Source organism: Mesorhizobium sp. M5C.F.Ca.IN.020.32.2.1, from assembly GCF_004023105.1.
In the GTDB taxonomy this organism is placed as follows: Bacteria; Pseudomonadota; Alphaproteobacteria; order Rhizobiales; family Rhizobiaceae; genus Mesorhizobium; species Mesorhizobium wenxiniae.
In genome coordinates this window covers 1-11,628 of sequence record NZ_RZSX01000085.1, presented here as the reverse complement: position 1 = coordinate 11,628, position 11,628 = coordinate 1, and the positions used below count along the sequence as shown (strand labels likewise).

13 protein-coding genes and 1 pseudogene are annotated in these 11,628 nt (G+C 62.6%); 11 read left to right on the top strand and 3 right to left on the bottom strand.

Features of this window, described 5'->3' with window-relative positions; genetic code table 11:
• Positions 1–147: 147 nt before the first annotated feature.
• A complete protein-coding gene (locus tag EOA86_RS06745) occupies positions 148–1,776 on the top strand; it encodes a DNA alkylation response protein (RefSeq protein ID WP_128341055.1) in 1,629 nt (542 codons plus the stop codon).
• On the opposite strand, the gene EOA86_RS06740 is transcribed toward EOA86_RS06745, so the two are convergent.
• Positions 1,758–2,696 (bottom strand): AEC family transporter, encoded by a 939-nt coding sequence (locus tag EOA86_RS06740; protein WP_029352826.1) that lies wholly within the window; start codon positions 2,694–2,696, stop codon positions 1,758–1,760. The two genes, EOA86_RS06745 and EOA86_RS06740, sit on opposite strands and share 19 nt — an antisense overlap.
• A 167-nt stretch (positions 2,697–2,863) precedes the next feature.
• Between EOA86_RS06740 and EOA86_RS06735 the strand changes: the two genes are divergently transcribed.
• Positions 2,864–3,442 (top strand): hypothetical protein, encoded by a 579-nt coding sequence (locus EOA86_RS06735; protein WP_128341054.1) that lies wholly within the window; start codon positions 2,864–2,866, stop codon positions 3,440–3,442.
• Positions 3,442–3,753: a DUF6105 family protein gene (locus EOA86_RS06730; RefSeq protein WP_128341053.1), complete on the top strand. Its 312-nt coding sequence runs from the start codon at positions 3,442–3,444 to the stop codon at positions 3,751–3,753. Before EOA86_RS06735 ends, EOA86_RS06730 begins: the two co-directional genes overlap by 1 nt.
• On the opposite strand, the gene ruvX is transcribed toward EOA86_RS06730, so the two are convergent.
• Positions 3,720–4,205 (bottom strand): Holliday junction resolvase RuvX, encoded by a 486-nt coding sequence (ruvX, locus tag EOA86_RS06725; protein ID WP_128341052.1) that lies wholly within the window; start codon positions 4,203–4,205, stop codon positions 3,720–3,722. The genes EOA86_RS06730 and ruvX overlap by 34 nt on opposite strands.
• A gap of 101 nt (positions 4,206–4,306) precedes the next feature.
• Here ruvX and EOA86_RS06720 point away from each other — a divergent pair, with 101 nt between their 5' ends.
• The 5 genes from EOA86_RS06720 to EOA86_RS06700 all read left to right on the top strand — a co-directional run bounded on the left by EOA86_RS06720 (position 4,307) and on the right by EOA86_RS06700 (position 8,504).
• Positions 4,307–5,014, top strand: coding sequence for a metal-dependent hydrolase (locus tag EOA86_RS06720; RefSeq protein WP_128341051.1), 708 nt, complete (start codon positions 4,307–4,309; stop codon positions 5,012–5,014).
• Positions 5,015–5,158: 144 nt separating this feature from the next.
• On the top strand, positions 5,159–5,446 hold the full coding sequence (gene gatC, locus EOA86_RS06715; RefSeq protein ID WP_095520408.1) for an Asp-tRNA(Asn)/Glu-tRNA(Gln) amidotransferase subunit GatC: 288 nt from the start codon (positions 5,159–5,161) through the stop codon (positions 5,444–5,446).
• Positions 5,447–5,453: 7 nt separating this feature from the next.
• Positions 5,454–5,912: a GNAT family N-acetyltransferase gene (locus tag EOA86_RS06710; protein WP_128341050.1), complete on the top strand. Its 459-nt coding sequence runs from the start codon at positions 5,454–5,456 to the stop codon at positions 5,910–5,912.
• On the top strand, positions 5,912–7,477 hold the full coding sequence (locus tag EOA86_RS06705) for an amidase family protein (protein ID WP_065009570.1): 1,566 nt from the start codon (positions 5,912–5,914) through the stop codon (positions 7,475–7,477). Before EOA86_RS06710 ends, EOA86_RS06705 begins: the two co-directional genes overlap by 1 nt.
• A 223-nt stretch (positions 7,478–7,700) precedes the next feature.
• Positions 7,701–8,504, top strand: coding sequence for a YdcF family protein (locus EOA86_RS06700; protein WP_128341049.1), 804 nt, complete (start codon positions 7,701–7,703; stop codon positions 8,502–8,504).
• On the opposite strand, the gene EOA86_RS06695 is transcribed toward EOA86_RS06700, so the two are convergent.
• Positions 8,465–9,196, bottom strand: coding sequence for a DUF599 domain-containing protein (locus EOA86_RS06695; protein WP_128341048.1), 732 nt, complete (start codon positions 9,194–9,196; stop codon positions 8,465–8,467). The two genes, EOA86_RS06700 and EOA86_RS06695, sit on opposite strands and share 40 nt — an antisense overlap.
• A 161-nt stretch (positions 9,197–9,357) precedes the next feature.
• Between EOA86_RS06695 and EOA86_RS06690 the strand changes: the two genes are divergently transcribed.
• The 3 genes and pseudogenes from EOA86_RS06690 to EOA86_RS06680 all read left to right on the top strand — a co-directional run.
• Positions 9,358–10,761, top strand: a complete 1,404-nt coding sequence (locus EOA86_RS06690) for an L-serine ammonia-lyase (RefSeq protein ID WP_127210622.1) — start codon at positions 9,358–9,360, stop codon at positions 10,759–10,761.
• 115 nt (positions 10,762–10,876) lie between these two features.
• Positions 10,877–11,314, top strand: coding sequence for a DUF1489 family protein (locus EOA86_RS06685; RefSeq protein ID WP_127210621.1), 438 nt, complete (start codon positions 10,877–10,879; stop codon positions 11,312–11,314).
• Positions 11,315–11,412: 98 nt separating this feature from the next.
• Positions 11,413–11,628, top strand: a pseudogene (locus EOA86_RS06680) (VWA domain-containing protein); the annotation flags it as partial.

Here is an 11,628-nt window from a genome sequence, read left to right as displayed (position 1 = left end):
GCTATAGGGTGGAGGACCTTTGGCTGCAAGCACCAGCTTTGGATTGCGGTCTTTCTCCCCGGTATTTTCGTCGCGCGCGTTGCGCGGCTTGGGCTATAAACCGCTACTGGCTTCGGATTCGTGGCCTTGTGATGATAAGGACAGTGCGTGACCGACGACGTGACGAACCAGCCGCCGCCGCTGGCAGGCGGCAACGCCTGGCGGGGCGATCCGTTGCTAATCCAGCTTGCCGAGCGTTTTTCCGATCCGGTGCGCAAAGATCTCGATGGGCTTGGCCGTTTCGTGCTGACTCAGGAGGCGCAGGAACTGGCTCGCCTGGCCAATGTCGAGACGCCGAAGCTCAGGACCCATGACCGGCAGGGCCGGCGCATCGATCTGGTCGAGTTTCATCCAGCCTATCACGCACTGATGCGCCGGTCGGTGGCGAACGGGCTGCATTCGTCGGTCTGGGAAAATGGCGATGCCGAGATCGGCCGCCGTCATCAGGTGCGCGCCGCGCGTTTCTACCTGACGGCCGAGCTCGAAACCGGGCATCTCTGTCCCATCACGATGACCAGCGCATCGCTGGCAGCGCTGATGGCAAGCCCGAAACTGTTTCGCGAATGGGCCCCGCGGGTGACGACACGCAAATACGACCAGGGCCAAAAGCCGCCGGTCGAAAAGACCGGGCTGACGCTCGGCATGGGCATGACCGAGAAGCAGGGCGGCACCGATGTCCGCGCCAACATCACCAGGGCCGAGCGGGCCGGCAGCAGCTTCTATCGGCTGACCGGCCACAAATGGTTCATGTCAGCGCCGATGTCGGATGCGTTCCTGGTGCTTGGACAGGCGCCGGAAGGACTTTCGTGCTTTCTCGTTCCCCGCATTCTCGGCGATGGTTCGGGCAACGGCTTCCGCTTCCAGCGGCTGAAGGACAAGCTCGGCAACCGCTCCAACGCCTCGTCCGAAGTGGAGTTCGTCAACGCCATCGGCGAGATGGTCGGCGAGCCCGGGGCGGGCGTGAAAACGATCATGGACATGGTGACGCTGACCCGGCTCGACTGCGCGATCGCCTCTTCGGCGATCATGCGTGCCGGCCTGGCCGAGGCCGTCCACCACACCCGTCACCGCCAGGTGTTTGGAACCAATCTGATCGAGCAGCCGCTGATGCAGCGCGTGCTGGCCGACATGGCGCTCGACGTCGCCGCGGCCACCGCGCTGTCGTTTCGGCTTGCGCGCTCCTTCGACGAAGCGGCCGGCGACCGCGGCGAGGCGGCCTTCGCTCGCGCCATGACGCCGGTCGTAAAGTACTGGGTCTGCAAGATCGCACCATCGCTGCTCTACGAAGCGATGGAGTGCCTCGGCGGCAATGGCTATGTCGAGGAGGCGCCGCTCGCCCGCTACTATCGCGAAGCTCCGGTCAACGCGATCTGGGAGGGATCCGGCAACGTCATGGCGCTCGACGTGCTGCGCGTGCTGGGGCGTGCACCCGGCCTGTTCGAGGAGGTGCTGGCCGGCATCGATCGCGATCTCGGCGCCGGCGGACGCGGCACCGTCGGTGTACTCAAGGCGGCAATGCAGGTCGCGGCAACCGACGAGGGCTCGGCCCGCCTGCTCACCGAGCAACTGGCGCTGTCGGCGGCTGCGGCGGAGCTTCGCAGGCTGGGGGCAGGGCGGATCGCCGACGCCTTCGTCGAGACGCGCCTCGCCGGCCAGTGGCGCAACACCTATGGCATGCTCGATTCGCGCCATGACGCGCGCATGATCATCGACACGCTCTATCCGCCGACGAACTGAGCCGCCAACAGCAGTACAACCGGGATGGTCGCGAAGGAAGCAAGCGTCTGCAGCGTCGTAACCGTAGCGTAAAGCTCGGCGTCGCCGCCCATCTGCTTGGCCAGCACATAACCGTTCATGGCGGTCGGCACGGCGCCGCACAGGATGAGAAACAGCAATTCCTCGCCGGTGACGCCAAGCAGGAGCGAAATGGCCAGCAGCAGCGCCGGAAACACCACCAGCTTGACCGCAACCGGGACGAGGATAGCGATCCTGGGCTTGACCAGGCTGTCGAGCCTCAGGCCCGCACCAATGCCGACGAGGCCAAGCCCAAGCGCGGCCTGGCCGATCAGCTGAAGCGTCTTGTTGACCGGCGCAAAAAGTTCGAAGGGCAGCGCGCGCAGCAGAAGACCGCCGGCAGCCGCGATCACCATTGGATTGGTCGCCATGCGGCGGATCAGCGTCGGCCAGTTGGCCGTCCTGTCGGCGAAGCGTGTAACCACGAAAACCGTCACAAGATTGATCGGCAGGATGATGATCGCCATCACCAGCGCGACGACAGCCATGCCGGCGGGCGGAAACAGTTTCTGGGCAATGGCCAGCGCCATGAAACCGTTCCAGCGGATCGACGTTTGGAAAATCGACGAGAATTCGGCCGCTCCGGCAAGACCGGCCTTGCGCAGAAACGGCCACAATGACAGCACGAACACAAACATCAGCGGCACGGTGATTGCCAGCGCCAGCATCATGGCATCCAGCTGCAGGCCGGTGAAATCGGCGTTTACGATCGTCACGAGAATCAGTGTCGGATAGAAGAACCAGTAGCCCAACTGGTCGATGCCGTGCCAGCCGGCCGGATCGATCACGTCGACGCGCCGAAGAATATTCCCGCACAGGATAAGCAGGAAGATCGGCAGGATGCTTTCGAACGTGGCTTGCATGGAAGCGTCTCGGAGGGAGACTGTGCCATAGCAGGCATTGCCGGCATGTAAAGCGCCACGACCGGCGCTGTCGTGCTCCTGCGGACGCCCATTAACCTTAATAAATGGTTTCCATTGCGGTGGCGGGCCGCAAAGCCCACTGTCCTGTTTACGGAAGCAGGAACGCCATGCGGCATATATTGAGCTCCTTTCTGGCCTTGCACTGGGCGGTCGTTTTCGCCCTGCTGGCGTTCCTCTGCATCGACGGGAATCGCGGTGTTGCGGCAGCGCTTGGCGTGCTCGGCGTCGCCGTCCAGAACACCCTCTTCGCCGACCTCGAAAGCGCCGTTGTCGTGGCACCGCTTGCTGTAGCGCTGCTGGTCGTAGCGGTGCTGTTCTGCTGGGCCTTTGTCGAGACTCTGTTTAGCGATCCGACAAATCCGGACGCCACCGACAGCGTCGTGCGGGTCGCCTTCATCTCCGCCTCCGGCGTATTGTCGCTGGTTGTCGTCGGCGGCGCCGCGCAGGGCATCAGCGGGCTGTTCATGGTTGTCGCGGTGCAACTGGCGGCGCTGCTGGCGTCCTATGTCGCCATGCTCGCAGAGTGGCGGTCGGCCCTCGCCGCAGCGGTTCCGGGCACCGGTGAAATCCGTGCCGCCGCGCATGTGATGGCGAAGGCGGCGGCGCACAACTCGGCGCTCTCGCGCATTTCCGGCCGGCTGGACACGAACTTGAGGCCGGACACGAACTTGAGGGATGGCCGCTGATGCGTACCTTGTTCGCGCTATGGGCGGCGCCGCTCGCCCTGTTCTGGGGCTGGTTCTTCCTGTCGCTCAACGACATCAATTTCGGTTATGTCATGCTGAGCCGCCAATTGCATGACCTCGTCTTCCAGCTTTATGGGGAGATGCTCGGCATTGATCCGGTGCTCATTCCCGGCATGGTGGCAAAGGCCTGCGTCTTCGACAGTCTGCTGCTCATGGCATTTTGGGCGTTCCGCCGCCGCCGAGTGATCGGCGGCTGGATCAGGATAATGCGCGACCGCTATTTCGGCCAGGCATCGACGCCGAGCGCCTGAAGCCGGTCGAGAACGCCCTGCAGAATAAAGGCCGCCGCGGCCGAATCGATCTTGCCGGCGCGTTTGCGGCGCGAAAAATCCATCTCGATCAATGTCCGCTCAGCCGCCACCGTCGACAGTCGCTCGTCCCACAAAACGAAAGGCAGGTCGGTCACACCAGCCATGTTGCGGGCGAAGGCGCGGGATTTCTGGGCGCGCGGGCCTTCCGACCCGTCCATATTGATCGGCAGGCCGAGCACCACGGCGCCGACGTTCTCTTTCTGCAGCAAGGCGAGCAGCACAGCTGCATCCAGCGAGAATTTCCTGCGCATGATGACCGGACGCGGATGGGCGAAGGCAAGGGCCCTGTCGGAAACCGCCACGCCGATGGTCTTGTCGCCGAGGTCGAGCCCGGCCAGCGTCTTGCCGCCGCTGAGCCGCGCCGGCAACTCTTCGATGGTGATGATGCTCAACGGCCTTCCTTGGACCACACGCCGCGAAGGGACGCTGTGGGACTTTAATTTCACTGCCGGCGTTCTATCCTTTGGCGAAGCAAAAATCGAGGAAGGCATTCATGAAACTGACCTGGTACGGACATTCCGCATTCCGCATCGAAACCACCGACGCGAAAATCCTCATCGATCCCTATCTGATCGGCAATCCGTCATGGACGAGCGGCTGGGAAGGACCGGCGGAAGGGGTCACGCATGTTCTTTTGACCCATGGCCATAGCGATCACATCAGCGGTGCGCTCGAAGTGCTTGGGAAAAGCGGCGCTATGCTGGTCGCCAATTTCGAGGTCTGCATGTACCTGGTCGGCAGGGGCGCCAGCGACAAGAAGATCAATCCCGGCAATATCGGCGGCACCGTGGATTGCGGCGGTTTCACCACCACCTTCGTCCAGGCGCTGCATTCATCGTCGTTCCCGGGTGACAATGGCCTGAACACCTATCTCGGCAATCCAGGCGGCCTCGTCCTGCATTTTCCGGAAGACAAGACGCTCTATCACATGGGCGACACCGACATCTTTTCCGACATGGCGCTGATCAACGAATTGCATGAACCGAAGATCGGTATCGTGCCGATTGGCGACCGCTTCACCATGGGTGGCGCGGTGGCAGCCCTTGCCTGCCGACGCTTCTTTCAGTTTGAGACGGTCATCCCCAGTCACTTCGGCACGTTCCCGATCATCGACCAGACCGCCGACAAGTTTGTCGCAGGGTTGGAGGGATCCGGCGTGAAGGTGGCGTTGCCGGAGATCGGTGGGACGATTGCGTTGTAGAGAATGCCCAAGGCGGCAGCTATCTCAGCTGCGACAGCGTGGCCTGCCACAGACCTTCTGGGCCGGTTCTCAGCACGATGCATGTTGCGCGGCACGCGCCGCGCCGCTATAGCGCGGACTGGTTTTCCAGAGGCACAAACAACCATGTCCGTTGATCTTCAGACTGTGAAGCGCGTCGCGCGTCTCGCCCGTATTGCGGTGAGCGAGGAGGATGCCGAGCGCATGACCGGCGAGTTGAACGCCATTCTGGGCTTTGTCGAGCAATTGAACGAGGTCGATGTCTCCGGCGTCGAGCCGATGACTTCGGTGATCCCGATGGAGATGAAGAAGCGCCCGGACGTCGTCACCGACGGCAGCAAGGCGGCCGACATCGTCGCCAACGCACCGGCCACCGAAGAGAATTTCTTCCTCGTTCCGAAGGTGGTGGAGTAGCGGGCCGATGGCAATCGAGATCGCCATCGAGACGCCGCTGCAGGACGATGTGCGCGGGCTGGTTAAGGAGCTCAACGCCACGCTGCTGCAACTGACGCCGCCGGAGCACTGCTATCACATGACCGTCGAACAGATGGCCGACAACGACACAACTGTCTTCATCGCTCGCGACAACGGCCTTGCCGTCGGTTGCGGCGCGCTGAAGCGCCACGATGGCACCGTCGGCGAGGTCAAGCGCATGTACACGCGGCCGTCGCATCGTGGACAGAAGATCGGCGCCAGGATCGTCGAGCGGATCGAAGCGCTCGCGCGCAATGAAGGGCTGAAGCGTTTGGTGCTGGAAACCGGCGACCGCCATCCGGCAGCGTGGACCGTCTATGAAGGCGCCGGATTTTCGCGCTGCGGCCCGGTGCTGGACTATCCCGATACCGAGTGGTCGGTGTTTTACGAAAAGAGCCTTGCCTGATGAGCGACCTGACCCACCTGACGATTTCGCAGGCCCGCACCAAGCTGCGCGCCAAGGAAATCACCGCAACCGAGATCACTGAAGCCTATCTCCAGGCGATCGAGCGGGCCAATCCGACGCTCAACGCCTATGTCGTCGTTACCGACGACAAGGCGCGCGACATGGCCAAGGCCTCGGACGCGAAGCTGGCGAAGGGCGAGGGCGGGACGCTCGAAGGCATACCGCTCGGGATCAAGGACCTGTTCGGCACCGAAGGCATCCACACCCAGGCCTGCAGCCATGTGCTGGATGGGTTCAAGCCGCATTACGAATCGACTGTCACTGCCAATCTGTGGGCCGACGGCGCCGTGATGCTCGGCAAGCTCAACATGGACGAGTTCGCCATGGGCTCCTCCAACGAGACCTCCCACTACGGCCCCGTCGTCAATCCGTGGCGGCGTTCGCGCCTCGACACGGTGGTGATGCCAACCACGCATCAGGGCGATGGCGGTTTCGTCTCGGCCGGCGGCACCAGGACCGCGCGCACGCTGGACAACGCCCAGCTGGTGCCGGGCGGTTCGTCAGGCGGCTCGGCCTCCGCCGTTTCAGCGCTCCTATGTGCCGGCGCCACTGCCACCGACACCGGCGGTTCGATCCGCCAGCCCGCCGCCTTCACCGGCACGGTCGGCATTAAGCCTACCTACGGCCGCTGCTCGCGCTGGGGTATTGTCGCCTTTGCTTCGTCGCTCGACCAGGCCGGACCGATCGCCCGCGATGTGCGCGACGCCGCGATCCTCTTGAAATCGATGGCCTCGGTCGATCCGAGGGACACCACCTCGGTCGACCGGCCGGTGCCGGATTACGAGGCGGCGATCGGCAAGCCGATCAAGGGCATGAAGGTCGGCATCCCCAAGGAATACCGCGTCGACGGCATGCCCGACGAGATCGAGGCGCTGTGGCAGAAAGGCATTGCCTGGCTGAAAGATGCCGGCGCCGAGATCGTCGACATTTCGCTTCCGCATACCAAATATGCGCTGCCGGCCTATTACATCGTCGCGCCCGCCGAAGCCTCTTCGAACCTCGCCCGCTATGACGGCGTCCGCTATGGGTTGCGCGTGCCGGGCAAGGACATTGTTGACATGTACGAGAAGACCCGCGCCGCCGGCTTCGGCCGCGAGGTCAAGCGCCGCATCATGATCGGCACCTATGTCCTCTCCGCAGGCTACTACGACGCCTACTATCTGCAGGCGCAGAAGGTGCGGAATCTCATCAAGCGGGATTTCGAAAACGCATTCGCCGCCGGCGTCGACGTCATCCTGACGCCGGCGACGCCGTCGGCGGCCTTTGGCATCGCCGACGAGGACATGGCCGCCGATCCGGTCAAGATGTACCTCAATGACATCTTTACGGTGACCGTGAACATGGCCGGACTGCCAGGCATCGCGGTACCCGCGGGGCTTGACGCCAAGGGCCTTCCGCTCGGCCTGCAGCTCATCGGCCGGCCCTTCGACGAGGAAACTTTGTTCCAGACCGCCCATGTCATCGAACAGGCGGCGGGTACGTTCCAGCCGGAAAAGTGGTGGTAGGATCGTTTCTAATCCAAGGCTTCGCATTTGAATGATGCGAGGCACTTTAGTCCTGGCTTATGAATGTCGTTGCCCCAAAACTGCTACGCGCTTTGGGGCGGCATGCGTTAGAGCGACGAGCATCCACTTGGACGCACAAAGGACACTCTAACACTTTGAATCTACGCATCGTGCTTTCCTAAAATCGGTACCGATCTTTGGGCCGATGCGGTGAGGGTGAGGGATGTTCTTCTATCTTTCCAAATTTCTCTGGTTCTTTGTCCAGCCGTTGAATGGTGCGATTTTCCTGCTGCTGGCGGGGCTGTTGGCGTCGAGGTTCGGGTGGCAACGATTGGCGACCGCCGGCAGCTTCCTTGCCCTCGTTATTTTAGCGCTTTCGACATTGACCTCACTCGGGGCAATGATGCTCATTCCCCTGGAGCAACGCTTCCCCAGGCCGCCGCTGCCAGAAAAGGTGGACGGTATCATTGTGCTGGGCGGCGGTTTGGAGGGCGCCACCAATGCCGTGCGTGGCGGCTATGAATTGAATGGCGCCGGCGACCGGATCGTCGAGGCGGCCGTACTGGCACGGCGTTTTCCGACAGCGAAAATCGTTATCTCCGGTGGCACTGTCCAGATGCTCGCCGAAGGTGAGGGCGATGCAGATACGGGGCCGCGTCTGCTCACTGCGCTTGGCGTGACGACCGATCGGCTGGTCCTCGAGAACAAATCCCGCAACACCTACGAGAATGCAGTGTTCACCAGAGAACTGGTGACGCCAAAAGCGGGTGAGACCTGGTTGCTGGTGACATCAGCCTTCCACATGCCACGCGCCACGGCGCTGTTCGACAAGGCCGGCTTTCCGACCATTCCGTGGCCGGTCGACTACATGACCACTGGCAAGGAAAGCATCGGTGCGTTCTTCCCTTATAGCGGGTTGGAGGTCACCACCACCGCAATCCGTGAATGGATCGGGCTCGCCGCCTACTGGCTGTCGGGCCGCATCGATCAACTCTTCCCTGGACCGGGTGTTGGTTCGGGCGGCTGACCTATCACGGCTTGCCGGGCCGCCGAGAAGAACTGGCGACGCACCAGGACCGCCAGCAAAAGCAGCGTCGACAGCACGAACACTTTTGGGTCGACGAACCAGCCGAGATAACCGATCGAGAAAAACACGCCGCGAAGGCCGGAATTGAAGTGTTTCCCGGCCAGCATGTTCATGCGCGCCGCACGCCATACCGCCGTCTCGCTAATCGGGTTACGTGAGGCCTCGCCATGCGGAATCGGCACAGCTCCGATCAGAATCGAGCAGTAGTTGAACAGCCGGTAGGCCCAGCCGAACTTGAAAAAGGAATAGGCAAGGATCAGCACCAATCCGAACACCTTCATCTGAAAGGCGGAGCGGGATGATGTCGCGCCGAGCGGTAGATCGCTCAGCATCGAAACAACCTGATCGGAGGCGCCGACCAAGGCAAAACAGCCGCCGATCGCAATCAGCGAACTGGAGGCGAAGAAGGCGGTTCCCTGTTGAAGACCTGCCATAATGGCGGTGTCGACGATGCGGATCTCGCGTTCGGCCATGGTCCGCATCCAGGCTTCGCGCTGGACGTTCATCGCTGTCGTCAGCGACATGCGGCTGACCAGCTTCCCGTCGGATGCGAGCGTATGCAGCACCCATACGAAAAGGAAGAAGGCCAGCGCCACGAGGTCGGCCGTCGACAAATGAAAGGAATCGCCCATGCGACCCTTTTACCACAAGCGGTGGCGCCGCTTCGATGGCGGAACGCAACGATGTCGCTGCCGGAGCAAACAAGGTCGGCAGGTGCAGCGCCGCGATCTTCGAAAGAGCGGAAACATCACAGGAATTCCTATATGTAAATTCCAATAGGAGACAGCGGCGCGTGTTCCTTTCGGTTTTCGACCTGTTCAAGATCGGCATTGGACCATCGAGTTCGCACACGATGGGACCGATGACAGCTGCGCGGCGTTTTCTCGACGAGGTCGCGGGAGATGACTGGCCACGCCCGGCCGGCGCCAAGGTCGACCGCATCGCCGCCAGCCTGCACGGCTCGCTTGCCTATACCGGCATCGGCCATGGTTCCGATCGCGCCGTCGTGCTCGGGCTTGCCGGCCAGACGCCGCAGACGGTGGACCCCGATCAGGCGGACAACATCGTCGACCGTATCGCCGCCCACAAGCGGATTTCGCCGCCCGGCCATCCCTCCTATCGCTTCGACCCGGCGACGGATCTGGTACTGGATCGCAAGACGCCGCTTTCCGGCCACGCCAACGGCATGGCTTTTTTCGCCTATGATGCTGACGACCGCCTGCTGCTCAAACGCATCTATTATTCGATCGGCGGCGGCTTCGTGGTTTCCGAGGAGGAGCTGCAGCGGATGAAGGTGAAGGGCTCGGTGAAGACGGAAGGCAAGAAGGTTCCATACCCCTTCAAGAACGCCGTCGAGATGCTGTCGATGGCGGCGAAAAGCGGCCTTTCCATCGCCGACATGAAGCGCGTCAACGAAGAGACGCAGATGCCGCGCGAGGAACTCGACGCCGGCCTCGACGGCATCTGGAGCGCCATGAAGAGCTGCATCGAGCGTGGCCTGTCGCAGGACGGCATCATGCCGGGCGGGCTGAAGGTGCGCCGACGCGCGCGGCAATTGCATGACAAGCTGCAGGAGCAGTGGCGGCAGAACCGGCCCAATCCGCTGCTCGCCAACGACTGGCTGTCGATCTATGCCATGGCGGTGAATGAGGAGAACGCCGCCGGCGGGCGCGTCGTCACCGCGCCGACCAACGGTGCTGCAGGCACGCTGCCCGCGGTGCTGCGCTACTGGCTGCATTTCCATCCCGAGGCCGACCAGCCGAGCATCCGCGATTTCCTGCTGACCGCGGCAGCGATCGGCGGCATCATCAAGACCAACGCTTCTATCTCGGGCGCCGAAGTCGGCTGTCAGGGCGAGGTCGGTTCGGCCTCGGCGATGGCGGCAGCGGGGCTGTGCGCCGTGATGGGCGGCACGCCCGAGCAGGTCGAGAACGCCGCCGAGATCGCGCTTGAACATCATCTCGGCATGACCTGCGATCCGGTCGGCGGGCTGGTGCAGGTGCCTTGCATCGAGCGTAACGCACTCGGCGCCGTCAAGGCGGTGACTGCTGCTTCGCTGGCCATCAAGGGCGACGGCGTTCACTTCGTGCCGCTCGATGCCGCGATCGAGACAATGCGCCAGACCGGCCTCGACATGAACGAGAAATACAAGGAAACCAGCCTCGGCGGACTGGCCGTCAATATCGTGGAATGCTGAGCCAAACTTTGCACTGGGGATTGGCACTGTGGAGAACAGCACTGCGAAGACTGGCACTGTGGAGAAAGTCGACCAGGCCGTTGACGCCTTCGCACGCCGGACTAAACCTTAATTCATGTCTCTTAATCTCATAAAGCTCTGCGTCGGCTGCGACAGCGTTGAAGATCTCGAAGAGTGGATTGCCTTCCGCCTCGACGAACGGCGGCGCGCCGGTGAACCGGTCGAGCAATACCACACCACCCGCATGATGCCGACGCGCGGCGCCGAGGTCACCGATGGCGGTTCGCTCTACTGGGTGATCAAGGGCAATGTGCAATGCCGCCAGTTGATCACGGAAATCCGTCCTTTCACCGATGACGAGGGCATCGGCCGCTGTCATCTGATGCTCGATCCCGCGGTGGTGCGCACCGAATGGCAGCCGCGCCGCGCCTTTCAAGGCTGGCGCTACCTGAAACCGTCGGACGCACCGGCCGATCTCGGCAAGGGTAAAGCGGGATTGGTCGAGATGCCGCCGAAACTCAGGCGCGAGCTTGCCGATCTCGGCCTTCTCTAGGAAGGTCCCCCAAATTCAAAGCTGCCGTGATCGCTGGCCCTGGAGATCGCCTCATGCTGGGCTTGCAAGCTGTGCGACAACGCCACATCTTGAATGTCATGAGCGACAAGAAGCAGCCCGTGCCCGCAAAGGCCAATCCTGCGCCGGTTGAGTCCCAATCAAGCACTGGCGAGATCGACGCCTTTATCCGTCAGGCAAGGACGCTCGCTGCGTCCGCGACCGGTTCTGGCAGGCTGATACTCTCGCTCGACGCGACGATGAGCCGCCAGCCGACCTGGGACCTTGCCTGTGCGCTGCAGGGCGAGATGTTCGAC